Origin of the sequence: Sphingomonas sp. GM_Shp_1, assembly GCF_026540895.1 — a bacterium.
Taxonomy (GTDB): domain Bacteria; phylum Pseudomonadota; class Alphaproteobacteria; order Sphingomonadales; family Sphingomonadaceae; genus Sphingomonas.
Map to the genome: position 1 here is coordinate 24,036 of NZ_JALNUR010000022.1, position 20,736 is coordinate 44,771.

Below are 20,736 nucleotides of genomic sequence, written 5' to 3' on the forward strand. Positions count from 1 at the left end.
AAACATGAAGGTCAACTGCCCCGATAGGTGGAATAGCTGTAGGGAGAGACGAGCAGCGGCACATGATAATGCCCCCCCGCCCCGGCGATGCCGAAGTCGATCGTCACCCGGTCCAGAAACGGCGGATCGGCCAGCGCGACCCCTTCGCTACGAAAATAATCCGCCACCGCGAAGCGCAGCGCATGGCGTCCCGACGACAGACGCAGCCCGGCCAGTTCCGGGCAGCGTCCATCGGCGTTGGTCAGCCCCTCGAACAGCCGCACGCCTTCCCCGTCGAGCAGGGTGACGACGACCCCCGCCGCCGGGCCGCCGCGCACCGTGTCGAGGACATGGGTGGACAGGGTCGCGCTCATGCCGACGCCGCCATGCGCGGCCAGGAGCCGATAAATTCGGGCTCGTCATAGTCCAGATAGGCCGCCATCATCGCGTCGCGGTCGTCGACGAACAACTGGTCGGCCACCCCCGCGACCAGCCGGGGCAGCGCGTGGCGAAGCCCCGACAGCGCCGAGGCGGACAGGCCCAGGCTGATCAGCCCCGAATAGTTGAACGCGAACAGCCCGTGCAACGCCGCCGCATGGGTGGGTTCGCGCGGCAGGAACTGGAAATTCGGGCCCAGATAGGGATGCGCGTCGATCAGCGGGTTGGCCCCTTCTACGGGGCGATAGCGGTCCGACCAGCGCGCGATGCCGTCGGCGACCAGCGCCAGTTCGGGCCGCAAGGCGGGATCGGTGACGAGGCCGGTGGACAGGACGAGGAAGTCGAACGTCTCGGTCCCCCGCGGAGTCGTCACCGCCACCCCCCCGCCGCTCTCCGCCACGTCGAGCCACGGCGTGCCGAGATGCAGGTGGAAGCCCGGCAGCGCCGAGGCGCGGTCGAACGTGTCGTTGGTCGGCGGCTGGCTGCGGTCGAAAAAGGCGACCATCATCCGGTATTTGGCGTCGTCGTCCAGCGCGGCGAAGCGACCGACGATGCCGCTGCGCTCCATATGCCGGATCGGATTGACGCGCGGCAAGGCGGGGCGGCGGACGAAGACATGCGCCTCCGCCACCCCGGCGGACAGCGCGGCATGGGCATTGTCGAACGCCGAGGCCCCCGCCCCCAGCAACGCGATCCGCTTGCCCGCCAGCGCGGCATAGTCGATGGCGGCGGAGGTATGGGCATAAAGCGTCGGGGCCAGACGGTCGCGCACCATCGGGGGGACGTGCCAATGGCCACCGCCCTGGATGCCGGTCGCCAGCACCACCTTGCGCGCGAGCAGCGGCGCATCGTCCGCCAGATGGACCCGGAACCTGCCCCCTAAGGGCTCGATCAACGTCACCCGCGCCTCGTTGCGCACCGGCAGGTTCAGCACCGCGCGATACCAGCGCAGATAGGCCATCCAGTCGCGCCGGGGGATCTTGTCCAGCGCCTCCCACCCCTCCGGCCCATGCTGCGCCTCCCAAAAGGCGCGGAAGGTCAGCGAGGGGATGCCGAAGTCGATGGCGGTCAGATGCTTGGGCGTGCGCAGCGTCATCATCCGCGCATAGGTGTCCCACGGCCCCTCATAGCCCGCCGGATTCTCGTCCAGCACCAGTATGTCGGACACCCGCTCACGCATCAGGCCGAAGGCCGCGCCCAGCCCGCTCTGCCCGCCGCCGACGATGATGACGTCGTGGACATGGCCCTCCGCATCGCTCTGCGGCCGAGTCCAGGCGGGGCCGCCATGCGCCAGGCGTTCGAGATCGGTCGCGACCTGCTGCGCCAAAGCGGCCAGGCCGATGGGATGGGTCATGACAGGGTCTCCAGTCGCAGGCGGACGATATGGCCGATCTCGGTCAGGGCGGTGGCGATCTCCGTCTCGCGGTCATGCTCCAGCCGCTCGGCCATGGCGCGAAGGATGCCCGCCCGGTCGGTCCGCCGGACGCAGATGACGAAGGGAAAGCCGAACCGCTCGCGATAGGCGGCATTGAGCGCATGGAAGTGCTCGAACTCCTGCGGGGTCATGCGGTCGAGCCCGGCGGACGCCTGTTCGCTCCGCGATTCGGCGGTCAGCGTGCCCGCGATGGCGGCGCGCCCGGCCAGTTCGGGATGGGCGCGGATCACCGACAGGCGCTCCTCGGGCGTGGCGTCGTCCAGCACCGCCATGATGGCTTCCGCCAGGTCGGGAAAGGGCCGCCGCGTCGCCACTCTCTCTACCACCCAGGGCGAATGTTCGACCACGCTGGCATAGCGGGCGACGAAGGCTTCGTCCGACAGGGTGTTGAAATCGGTCATGACCCGTTCCCCTCGATGGAGACATGCGCGGCCACCACCTTCCACCCATCGGCGAAGCGGACCCATGTCTGGCTCTGCCGCCCGCGCCTTGTGTCGCCGTCGCGGAAGAACTCGGCATTGGCGGTGGCATGGTCGCGGCCGAAGCTGTGGATCGCGACCTGGCCCAGCCGACGCTGCGGCGATCCGCCGCGCCCCTTTCGGAATTCGCGAATGGCCTCCGCGCCGTACAGCACCTCGCCCACGCCATAGCGGATGGTGCTGGGGTGATCGTGGAACAGCCGGTCCATCGCGGGCACGTCATCGGCCATCAGCGCGGCCTCATAGGTCAGGAAGGCGGCCGTCACCTCGGCCACCACTTGCGGGTCGTCGATTGTCATGCGGGGTGCACCTGTTGCCAGTGGCGGGCGATATCGATGCGGCGCGCGATCCAGGCGTCGCCGCTGGCGATCACATGGTCGACGAAGCGGGCCAGCGCCGCCGCGCGAGCCGGTCGCCCCGCGACGCGCCCGTGCAGCCCGATGGACATCATCCGGCCGCCCTCGGCGCGCAACTGCTCGAAGGTATCGCGTAGGTAGCGGAAAAAGGGCTCGCCATCGGCAAAGCCGTTATAGGCGACGAACTTCATGTCATTGGCGTCGAGCGTATAGGGTACGATCAACTGCGCCCGCCCGCCATTGGCCTCGGCATGGCGACGATCCCAATAGGGCAAGTCGTCGGCATAGCTGTCCGCATCATAGACGAACCCGCGCTCGGCGGCGACCAGGGCGGCGGTCGCGGGCGAGGTGCGCCCCTGATACCAGCCAAGCGGCCGTGTGCCGGTCAGCCGGGTGTGCAGCGCGATCGCCTCGGCGATATGCGCGCGCTCCACCTCGGGCGGGACATATTGATAGTCGATCCAGCGAAAGCCGTGGCTGGCAATCTCCCAATCGGCGGACAGCATCGCATCGACCGTCGCCGGATTGGCGGCCATGGCGGTGGCGACAGCAAAGGCCGTGACCGGCACCTGCCGCTCGGCGAACAGGCGATGCAGCCGCCAGAACCCGGCGCGCGCGCCATATTCGTACAGGCTTTCCATCGCCATGGCGCGCGCGGGGTGGCTGGCCGCGCCGACCATCTCCGACAGGAACGCCTCGGACCCGGCATCGCCGTTCAGGACGCTGTTCTCCGCGCCCTCCTCGACATTGACGACGAACTGCACCGCGACGCGCGCACCACCGGGCCAGCGGGGATCGGGCGGCGTCGGGCCATAGCCCACCAGGTCGCGCGCGGCGCTCATGCGGCATAGCTTTCGAGCGCGGCATCGACCCCGGCCCCAGCGGGCAGCGCCAGCCCCTCGGCCCTGAGCACCGCCTCCAGCGCGGCGAGGGTCAAAACCACCTTATGCTTCATGGCGTTATATCCCATCGCGCCGATCCGCCACATCCGGCCCTGGAGCGGGCCGAAGGCGGTGCCGATCTCGATCTCGAAATCCTGGCGCATCCGGGCGCGCACCCGCTCGCCGTCCACCCCTTCCGGGATCAGGATGCCGGTGACGTTGGTCATGCGGAAACGGTCGTCGCCGAACACCTCCAGCCCCAGCGCCCGTGCGCCCGCCACCACCGCCCGACCCGCCGCCGCATGGCGCGCGAACCGCGCCTCCAGCCCTTCGCCCAGCGCGATCCGGGCGCATTCGCGCGCGCCATACAGCATGGTCGTCGCCTCGGTATGGTGGTTCAGCCGCTTTTCCGACCAATAGTCCATGACCATGGCGAGATCGAAATAGTTGGAGCCGATCCGCACGCCCCCCGCATCGGCCAGGTCGTCGCGGCGAATGCCCTTTTCGACATGGCGACGGCTGAGGATATGCTCGGCGGCGCGGGGCGAGACGGTGATCGGCGCCGAGCCCGACGGACCGCCCAGGCATTTCTGCAAGCCGCCGGTCACGATGTCCGCGCCCCAGCGGTCGGTGGCGATCTCCATGCCCCCGATGGTCGCGGTCGCATCGACATAGAGATACGCCCCCGCCGCGCGGGCCAGTGCCCCCACCCCGTCGAGCGGCTGCGCCATGGTGGTCGAGGTATCGCCATGGACGCAGGCGACGACCATCGGCTCGGTGCGGGCAATGGCCTCGGCAATGGCGTCGAGCGGCACCGTCTGCCCCCAGGGCACCGACAGCCGCTCGACCTGCGCGCCGATCCGCTCGCCGATTTCCTGCAACAGCAACCCGAAACGGCCGAAATCAATGACCAGCAGCCGGTCGCCGGGCGCGAGCAGCGACACCAAGGACGCCTCGATGGCGGCGCGCGCGGTGCCGTCGACCAGGAAGGTCCAGTGATTGTCGGTGCCGAACACCGGGCGGTACAGCGCCATCACCTGGTTCATGTAGCCGGTCATTTCCGGGTCGAACTGGCCGAGCAGATCGGCGCTCATCGCGCGCAGCACACGCGGATGGGCATTGACCGGCCCCGGCCCCATCAACAGGCGCTGCGGCGGGTCGATTTCGCCGAAAAGGTCAGGCGTCACGATATTTGTCTCCCAAAAGCGCGATAAAGCCGCGCATCGCGGCCAGGGCGGCATCGGCATCCGCCGGATCGACATGCTCGGCCGGATGATGGCTGACCCCTCCGGCACAGCGCAGGAACAGCATCGCGACGGGGCCGAGCGCCGCCATCGCCATCGCGTCATGCCCCGCCCCCGACATCAGCCGCCGGGCAGGCTGCCCGGTCGCCCGGATCGCGGTGTCGAGCAACTTCATCAGCCGCGGATCGCACGGGGTGGGGGGCAAGTCGTGGATCGTCGCGACGGTGAGCGCGACGTCGCGCTCGCGGGCGATGGCCTGCATCGCCTCGCCGATGGCGGCGGCGGCCCGGTCGCGCCGCGCGGTGGTCCCGGCGCGGATGTCGACGGTGAAGCGCGCCTCGCTCGCGATCACATTCGCCGCGCCCGGCGCGACCGCCATCCGCCCGACCGTCGCCACCAGTTCGGAATTGTCGGCCAGCGCAATGTCCTCGATTGCCGCGACCATCCGGGCACTGGCGGCCAGCGCGTCACGACGCAGGGGCATCGTCACCGTCCCGGCATGGCCTGCCACGCCCGTCACCGTCACCTCCAGACGGAGTTGCGCCGCGATGCCGGTGACGGTGCCCAGCGCCAGCCCCTCGGCCTCCAGCACCGGGCCCTGCTCGATATGCGCCTCCAGATAGGCGAGCATGGTGCCCGGCGCGCGGGCGGCGGTGGCAAGCGCCTCCGCCCGGCTACCGAACTCGCCGAGCGCAGCATCGACACTGATCCCTTCCGCATCGGCCATGTCGGCCGCACCGGGCGGCAACGTACCCGCGACCGCGCGGCTGCCCAGCATCGCGGCAGGGAAGCGCGACCCCTCCTCGTCGCCGAAGCCGATCACTTCGATGGCGAAGGGTAGACGGCGGCCCTCGGCATTGAGCGCCGCGACGCATTCGATGCCTAGCATCACGCCCAGCGGCCCGTCATAGGCCCCACCGTCGCGGACGCTGTCCAGATGGCTGCCGATCACCAAAGCGGGGGCGTCGGGGCGATCCCCCTCATAGCGGCCGACCAGATTGATCGCGGCGTCGCGGCGCACCGTCATGCCCGCCTCTTCCATCCACGCACCCACCCGTTCGATGGTCACACGATAGGCGGGGGTCAGCCAGCCGCGAAACAACCTGTCGGGCGAGTCGCTATAAGGGGCGCGCGACAGTTCGAGGCAGCGGGCGGCCGCTCGGGCCCCGGATGCGCTCACCATGTCGCCACCATCCCGTCGCTGCGCGGGTCGGTCGCGCCCTCGATCAGGCCGCCCGGATGGCGCAGGATCGCCCCGGCATGGCCCATCATCGACGACCAGCCGGGGACCGTCTCGACCACATGGCCCGCCGCGCGCAGTTGCTCGTAGAGCGCCGGGTCGAACCCCTCTTCGATCTTCAGCGTGGTGCTCTGCTCGCCCCAGGTCCGCCCCAACAGCCAGCGCGGCGCATCCACCGCCGCCTGCAAGGGCTGGCCGAAGACAGCATGGCGGGTGAAGATCGCCGCCTGGGTCTGCGGCTGCCCCTCGCCCCCCATCGTGCCATAGGCCATGACCCGACCGTCCTCGAACCGGGCCAGCGCGGGATTCAGCGTGTGGAAGGGCCGCGCGCCGGGCCGCAGACGGTTGGGGCCGTCGCCGTCCAGCGCGAAAGAGCATCCCCGATTCTGCCAGGTGATGCCGGTGCGCGGCAGGACGATACCCGATCCGAATTCGAAATAGGTGCTCTGGATGCAGCTCACGACCTGCCCGCGCGCATCGGCCGCGCCGAACCAGGTGGTGTCGCCCAACGCCGGGGGATGCGGCCAGGGCGCGGCGCGGTCCGGGTCGATGGCGCCCGCCATCCGGTCGAGCGCGGCCGCATCGTCCAGCAAGGCCTGCGCATCGACGGTCATCGTCGCCGGATCGCCGACATGCGCGTCGCGCCAGCGAAACGCCTGTTTGGTCGCCTCGACCAGCCGATGGACATGATCGAACCCGTCATACGTCGCCGCCCCCAGCCGGTCGAACAGCGCCAGGATCAGGAGTGCCGCCACCCCTTGCGTCGGCGGCGGCAGGTTGAACAGGCGCGCGCCCGTGATGTCCACGGCGAGCGGCTCGACCGCCCGCGCGGCGAAGGCGGCGAGGTCGGCGGCCGCAAGGGGGCTGCCGAGGGTCGCAAGGTCGGCGGCGATGTCCTGCGCCAGCGCCCCCCGATAAAAGCCGTCCAGCCCCTCGCCCGCCAGCCGCTCCAGCGTCGTCCCGAGAGCGGGCTGGCGGAAGATGTCACCCTCGGCAAGCGGTCGCCCCTCGGGCTCGAACACCCGCGCATAATCGCCGGGCAGATCGCGCAGCGCCGTCGAGGCGGCGGCGGCGACCTGCGCGCCTCCGGCGGTGACGGCCACCCCGGTCCGTGCATGGTGGATCGCATCGCGCAACAGCCGGTCCAGCGAAAGGGTCGCACCGCTTTGCGTCAAGGCCGCCTGCCATCCCGCAACGGTGCCTGCCACGGTGTTCGCCGCCAGGGGCCCGCGCCACGGGATCGTCGCATGGTCACGGTACAAAGCCCGATCCGCCGCCAGCGCCGCCGCGCCGCATCCGTCGATGGCCCAGGTCCGTCCGTCCGGCTCGGCGACCAGCCAGAAGCCGTCGCCGCCGATCCCGGTCATATGCGGATAGACGACCGCCAGGCAGGCGGCGGTCGCCACCGCCGCCTCGACCGCCGAGCCCCCCTCGGCCAGCACGTCGCGCCCGGCCTGCGCCGCCAGATGATGCGGCGCGCTGACCATGCCGCGTAAGGAACGGGGAGTCGCGCGCATCATGCCGCCTCCCTCGGGGCGGGCGTACAGGCGACCAGCCCCGCCGCGACCAGGTCCGCCGCCGTCTTGAACAGCAATGCCTCGCGCCCCGGAGCGGCGATCAACTGCACTCCGATGGGCATCGCTGCCTCGGGCTGGCGGAGCGGCACCGACAGGATCGGCACGCCCGCCAGGCTTAGCGGCTGGGTATGCAGGCCCAGATCGGCGCGCGCCGACAGGGTCTGGCCGTCGATCACGATGGTCGTCGCGTCGATCCGGGGGGCGGGCATCGGCGTCGCGGGGGCGAGCAACAGGTCGTGCGTGGCCAGCGCCTCGCCCAGTTCCTCGGTGAAGCGCCGCGCCACCGCCTCCGCCTCGCGCACCGCCGCGACCGGCTGGAGCGCGCCCGCGATCAGCCGGTCGCGCGTTGCCGGGTCGAACGCCATCGCGTCATGGCGCAGCGCCGCCAGATGGCGATGCCCGCCCTCCGCCCCGGTCAGCACGAACCCGGCCGAGCGCGCGGCAGCAGCGGAGGGCAACTCGACCGACGGCCCCGCCCCCAGATACTCGGCGATCCGCGCGATCCCGGCGAGCACCGCCGGATCGGCCAGCCCCGCAAACCATCCGCCCAGCGCCGCGACCCGCAGCGGTCCCGCAACGGGCGACAACGTCCCGCCCATCACCTCATGCGCGACAGCCAGATCCTCGGGCGAACGGGCAAAGCAGCCCACCGTGTCCAGCCGCTCGACAAAGGGATAGACGCCCTCGACCGACAAGGCCCCGAAACTGGGCCGCAAACCATAGATGCCGCACAGGCTGGCGGGCACGCGGATCGACCCGTTGGTGTCCGATCCCAGCGCCAGCGGCACCAGCCCCGCCCCCACCAGCGCCGCCGATCCACCCGACGATCCGCCAGCCAGCCGCTCGGGGTCGTGCGGGTTGCAGGTGGTGCCGTAATGGGTGTTCTCGGTCGAGAAGCCATAGGCGAACTCGTCCATATTGGTCGTCGCGACCAGCACCGCTCCGGCCGCGCGCAGTCGGACGACGACCTCGGCATCGCGGGTCGCGGGCGGCGCGGCAGCCCGTTGCCGCGCCCCGGCGGTGGTCGTCTCTCCGGCGATGTCGAACAGATCCTTGACCGCGAAGGGCACCCCCGCCAGCGGCCCCGGATCGCCCCCGGCGGCGACCCGCGCATCGACCCGCTCGGCATCGGCCAGCGCATGGCCATGCAACAACCGGGTGGCGGCGTTGAGCGCGCCTTGCGCGGCTATGCTGTCGAGCGTCTCCACCGCCATCGCTCGCGCGGAACGCCGCCCCGCGCGGACATCGGCGGCGATGCCGAGAGCCGTGTCCATTACTGCGCCTCCCCCTGGGCCGCGTCCCTGACGACGGCATGGTGCCTCGCCAGCAGCCGCTGATTGGCCACCACCCCCTTCACCGCCGCCGCTGGCAGGACCAGTCCCAGCCGCTCGGCCAGCAGCATGGCGAGCCGCCGTTCCTCTTCGGTCGCCTGGGTCATGGGGTCGTGCCTCCGTGAATGATCCGTCAAGGTGTTAGCGTCGCCGAACCACTCTCCAGAAGCGCAATATTCCGCCCCGAGCGTACGCATTTTTCGCGCACTCCCGGCGCGACATCAATCGAAGGACTGGCGCTCGAACCGGTCGAAGTCGCGTTCCAGCCGGGCCTCAAGCCGCGCCTTGGCATGGGTAGCGGTGAAGGCGCGGCAGCTGTCCGAGGCAAGGTCGCGACAGGCCGCGACGCGGGGACCGCCTGCGCGGTCCTGCCACAGGCTCGCGCCCGGCAGGAACGCATAATGGAGCGAATCGCGGGCCATCTGCTTCAGGTCGGGGTAGCGCAGCTTTTGCTCGGTCACGGCGCGCAGATATTCGTTGGTCATGTCGCTGCGCGAGACGCCTTCGTCGTCGGTCGACAGCACCACCGGCACCCCCGCCTGGCGATAGAGCGACAGCGGATGGTCACGCCCCTTCACGCCCAGGATCACCGCATTGCTGGTCAGGTTGATCTCCACCGCCACCCGGTCGCGCGCCATGCGGGCCAGCAGCGCGCGGGCATCGGTTTCATAGGCGATGTCGACGCCGTGCCCGATCCGCTTGGCGCCCGCGACCTCCACGGCATCGTGGATGTGGAACGCCAGGTCGCGCGGCGGCACCAGCCCCAGCGTCAGCTCGCCCGCATGGAGCGACAGCGGCACCGCCGGATAACGCTGCTTCAGGAAGCGCAGCATCCGCATGTGCAGCGCATAGTCGCGGATCGCGACCGGATCATGTTCGGGCGCGACGATGTTGACCGCGACGAAACGCGGATCGGCCTGCACCAGCGCGAAGCCCAGCGCGAGCTCGGCGAACACCTGCACCGGCGGCCGGGTGCGGATGGCCGCGTATTGGTAGCGAATTTCGGTCGCGCAAGACGGCTTCGGGGTGGCGGTGGCGCAACCGTCGATCGCCGCGACCTCGGCGTCATAGCGGTCATATTCCGCGCGGGTCGCCTGCACCGCGCCCGGCAGTTCGGGCGCGATGCGGTCGTACAGCGCGGCGAGATCCCGCACATCGCCCTCGCCGATCTTCGCCAGCAGCGGCTGCGTCGCCACCGAGCCGGTGCTCAGCTCGGCATAGGACACGCCGTCGGCCGCCGCCTGTTGCCGGGCGAGCGCGATCACCTGGCCCCCGTGCCGCGCGGCGATGGGCCAGAAGGCGGCGAAAGTCGAAAAGAAGCGGTCATAGCCCGTCACGCGCGGGTCGCCGGTCCCTGCCTCATGGCCGCGCGTGGAGAAGCCGTCGATGAATCCCGCATAGCGCGGGTAATCCCGCTCCAGCCCCGCCGCCGCGACCCGGCCCGGCGCGTCGCAGGGCGGCGGCGCGACGCCGACCGGCTCGGTCGACAGGCACAGCCCGTCCGCCGCCGCCCAGCGCAGCATATCCTCGGCATAGATCGCACCGCCCGCATGATTGTGCAGGTCGCCGCCCTTGGGCATGGCTTGCAGGAACAGGCGCAGGCGCGGCGGGCTGTCGGCAATACGGTCGAGATAGGCTGCCGCCCTGCCCTCGGGCGTCTCCGGGGTACGCGACACAGCCGCCCCGCCGGAAAGACCCATGGCCAGGATCATCACGCTCGCCGCACCGGCACGCACACGCGCCCAGCCGCCATTGCCACCGGCGTTCATCCGCTATTCCCCCTTGATGATGCCCGCCTGTCTAGGGACCGCGTCCGGCTGCGCCCATCGCAATATCCGGCACGTCGCGTTGCCGGAAAACGCGCGGTGGCCGACCCATATCGCGTACGCTTCCCTCTCCCCTGGACAGGGGAGAGGGTTAGCGGAGCTTGCCAGCTATGCTGGCTAGCGCAGCTTGGGTGAGGGGTCGAGCGAGCCCACAGGCTCGCGCGCTCGCACCTGCGAGCGCCCACCCCTCACCCAGCTCCGACTAAGCCTTTGCTCCCGCAAAGGCCAAGTCTGCGCAACCCTCTCCCCTCTGCGAGGGGAGAGGGAAGGTTAGGTATCGAGGAACGGCGAAGGGTGCGCGCATTTTTGCAACGATGGATGAAAATGATTGATGTAGATCGCGCGGCCTCTCGCTGGCATCACGGGAAGGACGGGGTTTTCCGGGGGATGGCATGACGGACAGGGCGAGTGACGAACGGGCGGAGTCCAATTTGCTGGAACGCCGCTTCCAGCTGACCGCGCGCGGCACCTCGGCCCGGACCGAGATATTGGCGGGCGTCACCACCTTTCTGACCATGGCCTATATCGTGCTGGTCAACCCGGTGATCCTGGGACAGGCCGGAATGCCGGTCGCCGCCGTCGCCGCCGCCACCTGCTTCGCCGCCGCGTTCGCCTCGATCCTGATGGGTATGGTCGCCAATGTGCCGCTGGCGCTGGCGCCGGGCATGGGCCTGAACGCCTATTTCAGCTTCACCGTGGTGCAGCAGATGGGCATCCCCTGGCCGATCGCGCTGGGATGCGTGCTGATCTCGGGCTTCTGCTTCCTGGTGCTCACGCTGACCGGGGTGCGGCAGTTGATCGTGTCGGTCATCCCGCCGCATCTGTTCGCGGCGGTGGCGGGCGGGATCGGCCTGTTCATCGGGTTCATCGGGTTGAAGAATGCCGGGATCGTCGTCGCCAGCCCCGCGACCCTGGTGGCGCTGGGCCCGCTGACCCAGCCGGGGGCGGCGCTGGCGCTGCTCGGCCTGGTGCTGATCGGGGTCTTGAGCATCTGGAACGTGCGCGGCGCGATGTTGATCGGGATCGTCGTCACCACCGTCATCGCCTGGATCGCCGGGCAGGTCACGGTGAAGCCCGAGCCCTATAGCCTGACCATGTTGACCGAGACCGCGTTCCGGGTCGACCTGGCGGGCGTGTTCGGGGTCGGCGGGCGGCATGGGCTGGGCCTGTTCGAGATATTGTTCGTGTTCCTGTTCGTCGACCTGTTCGACAATATCGGCACGCTGGTCGCGGTGACCAAGCGCGCCGGGCTGATCGACGCGGGCGGACGCATCCCCAAGCTGAACCGCATCCTGCTGACCGATGCGGTGGCGACGATGGTCGGCGCGGTGGTGGGGACCAGCACCGTCACCAGCTATGTCGAGAGCGCGGCGGGCGTACAGGCGGGCGGGCGCACCGGGCTGACCGCCGTGGTCACGGGGGTGCTGTTCCTGCTCACCATGTTCGTCGCCCCCTATGCGCAGCTGGTGCCGCTGGCCGCCACCGCGCCCGCGCTGATCGTGGTCGGCGGGCTGATGCTGTTGCCGCTGGTCGAGATCCACTGGGACGATCCGCAGGCGGCGATCCCGGCCTTTCTGACGGTCGCTATGATCCCGCTGACCTTCTCCATCGCCAACGGCTTGGCCTTCGGCATCACCGCCCATGCCCTGTTGAAGGCGATGCGCGGGCAGGCGACGCGGGGCGACTGGTTCCTGTTCCTGCTCGCCGCGCTGTTCGTCGCGCGCTTCGTATGGATGGGGGGAGCGTGAGGCGATGACGATCCGCTTCCTCCTCGACGACGAGGTCGTGACGGTCGCCGACGCCGATCCGACCGCGACCCTGCTCGACCATCTGCGCTATCGCCTGCGCCGCACCGGCACCAAGGAGGGTTGTGCCGAGGGGGATTGCGGCGCCTGCACCGTGCTGCTCGGCGAGGCGGTGGGCGAGACCGTCGCCTGGCGCGCGGTCAATGCCTGTATCCTGTTCCTGCCGATGGTCGACGGCAAGGCGGTGATGACCGTCGAGAGCCTGTCGCAGGGGCGCGCGCCGACCCCGCTCCAGTCGTGCATGGCGCGCAACGGCAGCTCGCAATGCGGTTTCTGCACGCCGGGCTTCGTCATGTCGTTGCACGGCCGGGCGATCGGGGCGGCGGGGCATGACCTGCCGGTCGCCGATGTGATCGCGGGCAATCTGTGCCGGTGCACAGGATATGGCCCGATCCTGGCCGCCGCCGAGGAGACCCCGCCCGCCCCGCGCGACGACCGGGCGCTGGTCGCCGCGTTGCGCGACCTTCGCACCGACGAGGCGACAGGCTGGTTCGCGCCGCGCTCGGTGGACGATCTCGCCGCGCTGTTGCTCGAACGCCCCGATGCGCGGTTGATCGCCGGGGCCACCGATGTCGGGCTGTGGGTGACGAAGGGGCTGCGCGATATCGGCACCCCGGTCTTCATCGGCGACATCCCCGAGTTGCGCAGGATCGAGGAGAATGCCGCCGGGGTCACGCTGGGCGCGGCGGTGCGTTATGCCGAGGCGCATGGGGCGCTCGCACGGCTGCACCCCGATCTGGGCGAGCTGGTGCGGCGGATCGGCGGATTGCAGGTCCGCAATGCCGGGACCATCGGCGGGAACATCGCCAATGGCTCGCCGATCGGCGACGGGCCCCCGGCGCTGATCGCGCTCGGTGCCTCGCTGGTCCTTCGCCGGGGCGAGGAGCGCCGGACGCTGGCGCTGGAGGATTATTTCCTCGCCTATGGGCGGCAGGACCGCGCGCCGGGCGAGTTTATCGAGCGGGTCCACATCCCCCACCCCGCCCCCGATGCCATCGTCCATATCTCGAAACTCTCGCGCCGGTTCGACAGCGACATCTCGGCGGTGTGCGGCGCGTTCCACCTGAAGATGGAGGACGGCATCGTCGCGGAGGCGCGGGTCGCGTTCGGCGGGATGGCCGCGACCCCGCGCCGCGCGGGCGGTTGCGAGGCGGCGCTGACCGGCCTGCCCCTGTCCGAAGCGACCATCGCCCGCGCGGTCGCCGCGCTGAACGAGGATTTCGATCCGCTGACCGATGTGCGCGGCAGCGCGGCCTATCGGCGCGAAGCGGCGGGCAACCTGCTCTGGCGGCTCTGGCACCGTGAACGGGGCGAGCCCGTGTCGGTGCAGGCGCTCTGCCGATGACCGCGCCCAAACCCTCGCTCCCGCATGACAGCGCGCCGCTGCACGTCACCGGCGCGGCGCGCTATATCGACGACGAGCCCGAGCCCGCCGACCTGCTCCACCTCGCCTTCGGCCAGGCGACGGAGACCCATGCCGCGATCACCGCCATCGACCTGGACGCGGTGCGCGCCGCCCCCGGCGTGGTGGCGGTCTTCACGGCGGCAGACATTCCCGGCCATAACGATGTCAGCCCGGTCGCGCATGACGACCGGCTGCTGGCCGATGGCGAGATACTGTATCGCGGCCAGCCGGTGTTCCTGGTGGCGGCGACCAGCCGGGACGCGGCGCGGCGGGCGGCGCGGCTGGGCAGGATCACCTACGCCCCCCGCCCGGCGCTGCTCTCGATCACGGAGGCGCGCGCCGCCGCATCGCTGATCGAACCCACCCAGCGCATGGCGCGCGGCGACGCCGCCGCCGCGCTGGCCGCCGCGCCGCATCGCCGGTCGGGCGGCTTCACCATGGGCGGGCAGGATCACTTCTACCTTGAGGGCCAGGTCGCGCTCGCGCGGCCGGGCGAGGACGGGCAGGTCCATATCGCCAGCTCGACCCAGCATCCCAGCGAAGTGCAGCATCTGGTCGCCGACCTGCTGGGCGTCAGTTCCGCCGACGTCACGGTCGAGGTCCGCCGCATGGGCGGCGCGTTCGGCGGCAAGGAGACCCAGGCCGCGCCCTTCGCCGCCGCCGCCGCGCTGGTCGCCGCCAAGACCGGGCGGCCCGCCAAGTTCCGCTGCGACCGTGACGACGACATGGTGCTGACCGGCAAGCGCCATGAGTTCGAGGTCGGCTATGATGTCGGCTTCGACGAGGACGGTCATGTGCTGGGTCTGTCCCTGACGCTGGCGTCGCGGTGCGGCGCGACCGTGGACCTGTCGCCCGCGATCAACGACCGCGCCATGTTCCATGCGGACAATAGCTATTGGCTGCCCGCCATCGAGATCGTCTCCGAACGGCTGAAGACGCACACCGTCTCCGCCACCGCCTTTCGCGGCTTTGGCGGGCCGCAGGGGATGCTGGCCATCGAGCGGGTGATGGATGTCGTCGCCGCCGCGCTGGGTCGCGATCCGCTGGATGTGCGCACCGCCAATCTCTATGGGCCGGGGCGCGACGTGACACCCTATGGCATGACCGTCGCCGACAATATCGCGCCCGCGCTGATCGACCGGCTGCGCCATGACAGCGATTACGATGCCCGCCGCGCCGCCGTGCGCGACTTCAACGCGCGCCACACCGTCCTGAAAAAGGGCATCGCGCTGGCGCCGGTGAAGTTCGGGATCAGCTTCACCACCACCCATCTGAACCAGGCGGGCGCGCTGGTGCACCTTTATGCCGATGGCAGCATCCAGGTGAATCACGGCGGCACCGAGATGGGCCAGGGCCTGTATATCAAGGTCGCGCAGGTGGTGGCGGACGTCTTCGCCGTGCCCGCCGATCGGGTGCGCATCACCGCGACCCGCACCGACAAGGTGCCCAACACCTCCGCCACCGCCGCGTCCTCGGGCGCGGACCTGAACGGCATGGCGACGTTCCGGGCCGCCTCCACCATCCGCGACCGGCTGGCGGGCGTCGCAGCGTCGATCGGCGGCTGCACGCCGGAGGAGGTGCGCTTCACGCCCGAAGGAGTCGTGGCGGGGGCGGAGACGATCCCCTTCGCCACCTTGTGCCGCAAGGCGCATCTGGCGCGCGTGTCGCTGTCCTCGACCGGCTTCTACGCGACGCCCGACATCGCCTATGACCGCGCCGCGCATCGCGGGCGGCCCTTTTATTATTTCGCGTACGGCGCGGCCTGTGCCGAGGTGGTGGTCGACACGCTGACCGGCGAGCATCGGGTGCTGGCGGTCGACATCCTCCACGATGTCGGGCGGTCGCTCAATCCGGCGATCGACCTGGGCCAGATCGAGGGTGGGTTCCTGCAAGGCCAGGGCTGGCTGACCACCGAGGAGCTGGTCTTCGCGGCGGATGGCCGGTTGCTGACCCATTCGCCCGCCACCTACAAGATTCCCACCGCCGCCGACCGGCCCGGCCGCCTGTCCATCACCCTGTGGGACGGCGAGAATGTCGAGCCAACCATCCACCGCTCCAAGGCGGTCGGCGAGCCGCCCTTCATGCTCGCCCAATGCGTCCTGTCGGCGCTGGGCGAAGCGGTGGCCGCTACCGCGCCCGAACGGCGCGCCTTCCCCCCGCTCGACGCCCCCGCTACGCCCGAGGCGATATTGCGCGCGATCGCGGCCCACAGGGCATGACGGCCTGGGCGGCGCGGCTGCGCGCGGGGGACGCGCCGCTGGCGCTGGTCACGATCCTCGCCACCGAAGGCTCCGCGCCGCGCGGGGCGGGGACGCGGATGGTGGTGAGCGACACCGCGTCCTTCGACACGATCGGCGGCGGCGCGCTGGAGCACCGGGCCATCGAACAGGCCCGCGCGATCCTGGCCCATCCCCCGGGGAGCTGGCGGGTGCAGGATTATCCGCTCGGGCCGCTGCTCGGCCAATGCTGTGGCGGGCGGGTGCGGTTGCTGATCGAGCGGGTCGACCCCGCCGCGCTCGACTGGATCGAGGCCGTGGAGACCAGCACGACGCTCACGACCGAATTGCATCCGACGCACATCGCCCGCCGCCCGGACCCCATGGCGGTGGTCCGGCCCCTGTCGGCGCGCGGCGAGCGGCCCGCCGCGGGCGCCTGCTGGGCGGAACGACCCGGCCAGTGGCAGCGACCGCTCTATCTGTTCGGGGCCGGGCATGTCGGACAGGCGATAGCGCGCCGCATCGACGGCCTGCCCCTGCGGCTCGCCTGGTTCGACAGCCGGGAGACGATGGCCGATCTGCCGGGCGTGACCATCGTCGAAGAGGACCGCCTGCCCGACTGTATCGCCGAAGCGCCGGACGAGGCCGCGATCCTGATCCTGACCCATGACCATGGGCTCGACTATGCGCTCACCCGCGCCGCGCTGACGCGGTCGCCGCTCGCCTTTGTCGGGCTGATCGGATCGGCGACCAAGCGCGCCCGCTTCCTCGCCCGGCTGGCCCGCGAGGCAGTGCCGGACGAAGCCATCGCCCGGTTGACCTGCCCCATCGGCCTGCCGACCATCGCGGGCAAGGAACCCGATGTGATCGCGCTGTCGGTCCTTGCCCAGCTTCTGGCGCTCGGGCCCGCTGCCACCCCCGCCATGCCAGAGTTGCCATGACCCTACGCCTTTTCCGTGCCGAGCTGCTGTCGGTCGCCACCGATCCCGCCAAAGACCCCGATGCGATTCGGCATGAGCCCGACGGGCTGCTCGCGGTCGAGAACGGGCTGGTCGTCGCGCGCGGCGATTACGCCACCCTGGCCCCGCGCTTCGCCGGGCTGTCGGTCGAGCAACTCCCCGGTCTGGTCGTGCCCGGCTTTGTCGATGCGCATGTCCATTATCCGCAGATGGACCGGATCGCCTCACACGGCGAACAGCTGCTCGACTGGCTGGAGCGGCATATCTTTCCCGCCGAGATGGCCTTTGCCGATCCCGGCCATGCCGCCAGCGTCGCCAGCGCCTTCCTGACCGAGTTGCTCCGCCACGGCACGACCAGCGCTTTGGTCTTTCCGACCGTGCATCCGGGATCGGTCGATGCGCTGTTCGACGCGGCGCTGGAGCGGCGGATGCGCATCCTGTCGGGCAAGGTGCTGATGGACCTCGGCCCCGAGGGGCTGCGCGACACGGCCGAAAGCGCGCGAGCGGACAGCGAGGCGCTGATCCGCCGGTGGCGCGGGCGCGGGCGGCTGGGCTATGCGGTGACGCCGCGTTTCGCGCTCACCTCCTCGGACGAGCAACTCGTGCAGGCCGCCGCCGTGCTGGAGGCCCACCCGGACGTGCTGCTGCACACCCATCTGGCCGAGAACCGGCACGAATGCGCCGCCGTCGCCCAGCGTTTCCCGGACGCGCACGACTATCTCGACGTCTATGACCGGTTCGGGCTGGTCGGCCCCCGCTCGGTCTTCGCACACGGCATCCACCTGACCGACCGTAGCTGCGCCCGCATCGCCGAGGGGGGGGCGGGGATCGCGGTCTGCCCGACCTCCAATCTCTTCCTGGGGTCGGGCTTCTTCAATTTCGGACAGGCCGACGCGCATGGGATGCGGCTGGGTCTGGGCAGCGACATTGGTGCGGGCACGTCCTTCTCGATGCTCCACACCGCCGGGGTCGCCTATCAGGCGGCGCTCGCCCGCGAGATGCGGCTCGATCCGTTCCGCGCGCTGTATCTGGCGACGGCGGGCAGCGCGGCGTTGCTCGGCATCGCCGACCGGGTGGGCGGGCTCCAGCCGGGGCAGGAGGCCGATTTCGTCGTGCTGGACGAGGCGGCCACGACGCTGCTCGCGCGGCGGACCGCCGGGGCCGATCTGGCGGCGCGGCTGTTCGCGATGCAGGTGCTGGGCGACGACCGCACCGTGCGACGCACCTATGTGCTGGGCGAATGCGCCTGGGATCGGGGGATGGGATGATGCGGGTGTTGAAGATTCTGCTGTGGAGCCTGTTGCTGGGGGCGACAGCGCCCGTGCTGGCGCAGGCACCGGAGGGTCGCCGGATGGTGATCGTCGACGACGAAGGCTTCGGTCTGGGCCATGTGATGCTGCTCGACGCGCCGGGTGTCGAGGTGCTGGGCATCACCACCGTATCCGGCAATGTGTGGGCCAACCGCGCGACCGCCATGGCGCTGAAGGGCGTCGAGCGGATGAACCGCAACGTTCCCGTCGTACAGGGCGCGACCTATCCGCTGGTCAATTCCGAGGCGCTGACCGAACGCTGGGAAGCGCTGTACGGCAAGCTGACCTGGAAGGGCGCGTGGATGAAGCAATGGGTCGAGCCGACCCAGCAGAGCACCCCGCCCTATCACCGCGCCGACGATCCCGTCGACCTGCCCGGCGGCAACCCGACCCGCCGCCCCTCGCCCGAGATCGCCGCCAATTTCCTGCTCCGCATGGTGCACGAGCATCCGGGGCAGGTGACGATCATCGCCATGGGGCCGCTGACCAATCTGGCGCTGGCGCAGCGGCTCGACCCGGCCTTTGCCGGACTGGCCAAGGAGCTGGTCTATATGGGCGGCAGCTTCAATCCGCGTCAGGTGCGCAAGGGCGTATCGGCGGACCAGTTCGCGCGCGAGTTCATCCACTCCCCCCGCCGCGAGTTCAACGCGCGCTTCGATCCCGAAGCGGCCAGCATCGTGTCGCGCAGCCCGTGGCGGCGCATCACCGTGGTGCCCTCCGACCCGTCGACCGCGACCGAGTTGACCCCGGCGCTGATCGCCAAGCTCCGCGCCGTATCGCCGCCCGCCATCGCCGCCTGGATCGGCGGGATGGAGCCCGGCTTTCCAATGTGGGACGAGATCGCCGCCGCGGTCTGGCTGGACCCGACGCTCGTCACCGGGCGGCAGAGCGCCTTCGTCGACTATAATACGCAGTTCGGGCCCGGCTATGGCGACACGCTGTCGTGGAATGAGGGCTATCAGCCCGGCCTGGGCGAGCAGCGCGCCGAGGTGGTCCGCGCGATCGATCCCGTCCGGCTGGAGGCGCTAATGCTGCGCCTGATGGCGCGGCCCGCCCGGCGGTAGAGGGGATCAGCATTCACCTATTCCTCCCCTTGCAGGGGAGGAATGGCCCCCCTTCCACGCCCGTGGATCAGCCTCTACGACGCAGGCGGGATGTAGGCGAACTGGCTGAATCGCGCCTCGATTTCGCGCATCACCATCGCGGCGGCGTACGAGGGCGTCCGCGCCGTCGCCGTGCATAGCGCCAGCGTCATCGGGCGCAGCACCTTATCCGTGATGCGGGTAAAGGCCAGCGTGCCGGCGCGAACCTCGGTCGTCACGTCCAGCGAGGTGAGGATGCCGACACTGTCCCCCTCCTGGATCAGCGAGGCGATCATCTGGATATTGTCCGAGGTCACGCGCCGGTGGAGCGTGACGCCCGACGTCCCCTCCAGCACCGCAACCTGCTGGTGCACCGCCAGCGGCGCGGCGGGCAGGATCACCGACTGGCCGTCGCAATCGGAGAAGCGGACACCCGCCTTGCCCGCCAGCGGATGGCCCGGCGGCGAAACGACGCCCAGCACCACATCGACAAAGGCACGCACCGTCAGGTCCTGATAGGATTGCGGATCGAACAAGATGCCGAAATCGACATCGTTGGCGGCGATGGCGCGCCGCACCTGTTCGTTGCCCAGCACATGGACGCCCATGGTGATGCCGGGGTGGCTCTGCTGGATCGCATGGATCGCGGCGGGCATATGCCCCTTGGCCAGCGCGTCGATCACCGCGATGTCGACATGACCGCGCTTCAGCCCGCGCAAGTCCTCGATCTGCGCCAGCGTGTCGCCCAGTTGCTTCTGCCAGCGCCCGCCCGCCGCCATCATCACCTCGCCCGCCGCAGTCAGGCGCAGGCCGGTGGGAAGCCGCTCGAACAGTTGGACGCCCAGCCGCGCTTCGGCGTTCAATATCTGCCGGTCGATGGCCGAGGCCGAGACCGACAGTTCATCCGCGGCGCGCCGGATCGACCCCAGCCGCCCGACCGCCATGAAATACCGGATGAAGCGCGATAGGGCGGGCATGCGCTAATTTTTGCAACGGATCGTCGTCATCATTGCGTTTGAATGCAACGACGGTGCGCCGTACGTCAATCGTCAAAGTCGGGCGTGCCACGCGAAGCCGACAGGCGATGTCCGCAAAGGACGGGCACTTAGGGCACGAACCGGCAGGGCCAAGGGAGAGGCGGGGACATTAGCGACGGACCGGTCCGAGGAAACG

General features: G+C 70.2%; 18 protein-coding genes. 6 read left to right on the forward strand and 12 right to left on the reverse strand.

Annotation, left to right across the window (positions count from 1 at the left end; all coding sequences use genetic code 11):
• Window positions 1–11: 11 nt before the first annotated feature.
• From uraH to OXQ33_RS12105, 11 genes are all read right to left on the reverse strand, one after another.
• Window positions 12–353 (reverse strand): hydroxyisourate hydrolase, encoded by a 342-nt coding sequence (gene uraH / locus OXQ33_RS12055; protein WP_267434935.1) that lies wholly within the window; start codon window positions 351–353, stop codon window positions 12–14.
• On the reverse strand, window positions 350–1,771 hold the full coding sequence (locus OXQ33_RS12060) for an NAD(P)/FAD-dependent oxidoreductase (protein ID WP_267434936.1): 1,422 nt from the start codon (window positions 1,769–1,771) through the stop codon (window positions 350–352). Before OXQ33_RS12060 ends, uraH begins: the two co-directional genes overlap by 4 nt.
• The gene (gene uraD / locus OXQ33_RS12065) at window positions 1,768–2,253 is read right to left on the reverse strand and encodes a 2-oxo-4-hydroxy-4-carboxy-5-ureidoimidazoline decarboxylase (protein WP_267434937.1); all 486 of its coding nucleotides are present in this window, start codon (window positions 2,251–2,253) and stop codon (window positions 1,768–1,770) included. Before uraD ends, OXQ33_RS12060 begins: the two co-directional genes overlap by 4 nt.
• Entirely contained in the window at window positions 2,250–2,630 is a 381-nt protein-coding gene (gene hpxZ / locus OXQ33_RS12070; protein WP_267434938.1) for an oxalurate catabolism protein HpxZ, read from the reverse strand. Before hpxZ ends, uraD begins: the two co-directional genes overlap by 4 nt.
• A complete protein-coding gene (puuE, locus tag OXQ33_RS12075) occupies window positions 2,627–3,529 on the reverse strand; it encodes an allantoinase PuuE (protein WP_267434939.1) in 903 nt (300 codons plus the stop codon). Before puuE ends, hpxZ begins: the two co-directional genes overlap by 4 nt.
• Window positions 3,526–4,707: an alanine--glyoxylate aminotransferase family protein gene (locus OXQ33_RS12080; RefSeq protein WP_267434966.1), complete on the reverse strand. Its 1,182-nt coding sequence runs from the start codon at window positions 4,705–4,707 to the stop codon at window positions 3,526–3,528. The genes puuE and OXQ33_RS12080 overlap by 4 nt, the downstream gene beginning before the upstream one ends.
• 37 nt (window positions 4,708–4,744) lie before the next feature.
• On the reverse strand, window positions 4,745–5,995 hold the full coding sequence (locus OXQ33_RS12085) for an allantoate amidohydrolase (protein WP_267434940.1): 1,251 nt from the start codon (window positions 5,993–5,995) through the stop codon (window positions 4,745–4,747).
• Window positions 5,989–7,569 (reverse strand): gamma-glutamyltransferase, encoded by a 1,581-nt coding sequence (locus OXQ33_RS12090; RefSeq protein ID WP_267434967.1) that lies wholly within the window; start codon window positions 7,567–7,569, stop codon window positions 5,989–5,991. The genes OXQ33_RS12085 and OXQ33_RS12090 overlap by 7 nt, the downstream gene beginning before the upstream one ends.
• Window positions 7,569–8,903: an AtzE family amidohydrolase gene (locus OXQ33_RS12095; RefSeq protein WP_267434941.1), complete on the reverse strand. Its 1,335-nt coding sequence runs from the start codon at window positions 8,901–8,903 to the stop codon at window positions 7,569–7,571. The genes OXQ33_RS12090 and OXQ33_RS12095 overlap by 1 nt, the downstream gene beginning before the upstream one ends.
• On the reverse strand, window positions 8,903–9,067 hold the full coding sequence (locus OXQ33_RS12100) for a hypothetical protein (protein ID WP_267434942.1): 165 nt from the start codon (window positions 9,065–9,067) through the stop codon (window positions 8,903–8,905). The genes OXQ33_RS12095 and OXQ33_RS12100 overlap by 1 nt, the downstream gene beginning before the upstream one ends.
• Window positions 9,068–9,181: 114 nt before the next feature.
• Window positions 9,182–10,729, reverse strand: coding sequence for an adenosine deaminase (locus tag OXQ33_RS12105; RefSeq protein WP_267434943.1), 1,548 nt, complete (start codon window positions 10,727–10,729; stop codon window positions 9,182–9,184).
• Between the two features lie 449 nt (window positions 10,730–11,178).
• Between OXQ33_RS12105 and OXQ33_RS12110 the strand changes: the two genes are divergently transcribed.
• From OXQ33_RS12110 to OXQ33_RS12135, 6 genes are read left to right on the forward strand one after another with little or no spacing between them, the layout of a single operon-like run.
• The gene (locus OXQ33_RS12110) at window positions 11,179–12,534 is read left to right on the forward strand and encodes an NCS2 family permease (protein WP_267434944.1); all 1,356 of its coding nucleotides are present in this window, start codon (window positions 11,179–11,181) and stop codon (window positions 12,532–12,534) included.
• Window positions 12,535–12,538: 4 nt separating this feature from the next.
• Window positions 12,539–13,936, forward strand: a complete 1,398-nt coding sequence (gene xdhA, locus OXQ33_RS12115; RefSeq protein ID WP_267434945.1) for a xanthine dehydrogenase small subunit — start codon at window positions 12,539–12,541, stop codon at window positions 13,934–13,936.
• The gene (gene xdhB, locus OXQ33_RS12120) at window positions 13,933–16,215 is read left to right on the forward strand and encodes a xanthine dehydrogenase molybdopterin binding subunit (RefSeq protein ID WP_267434946.1); all 2,283 of its coding nucleotides are present in this window, start codon (window positions 13,933–13,935) and stop codon (window positions 16,213–16,215) included. Before xdhA ends, xdhB begins: the two co-directional genes overlap by 4 nt.
• Window positions 16,212–17,153: a xanthine dehydrogenase accessory protein XdhC gene (gene xdhC, locus OXQ33_RS12125; protein ID WP_267434947.1), complete on the forward strand. Its 942-nt coding sequence runs from the start codon at window positions 16,212–16,214 to the stop codon at window positions 17,151–17,153. The genes xdhB and xdhC overlap by 4 nt, the downstream gene beginning before the upstream one ends.
• The gene (guaD, locus tag OXQ33_RS12130; protein ID WP_267434948.1) at window positions 17,150–18,439 is read left to right on the forward strand and encodes a guanine deaminase; all 1,290 of its coding nucleotides are present in this window, start codon (window positions 17,150–17,152) and stop codon (window positions 18,437–18,439) included. Before xdhC ends, guaD begins: the two co-directional genes overlap by 4 nt.
• Window positions 18,439–19,545, forward strand: coding sequence for a nucleoside hydrolase (locus OXQ33_RS12135; protein ID WP_267434968.1), 1,107 nt, complete (start codon window positions 18,439–18,441; stop codon window positions 19,543–19,545). Before guaD ends, OXQ33_RS12135 begins: the two co-directional genes overlap by 1 nt.
• A 74-nt stretch (window positions 19,546–19,619) precedes the next feature.
• On the opposite strand, the gene OXQ33_RS12140 is transcribed toward OXQ33_RS12135, so the two are convergent.
• On the reverse strand, window positions 19,620–20,540 hold the full coding sequence (locus OXQ33_RS12140) for a LysR family transcriptional regulator (protein ID WP_267434949.1): 921 nt from the start codon (window positions 20,538–20,540) through the stop codon (window positions 19,620–19,622).
• Window positions 20,541–20,736: the final 196 nt, after the last annotated feature.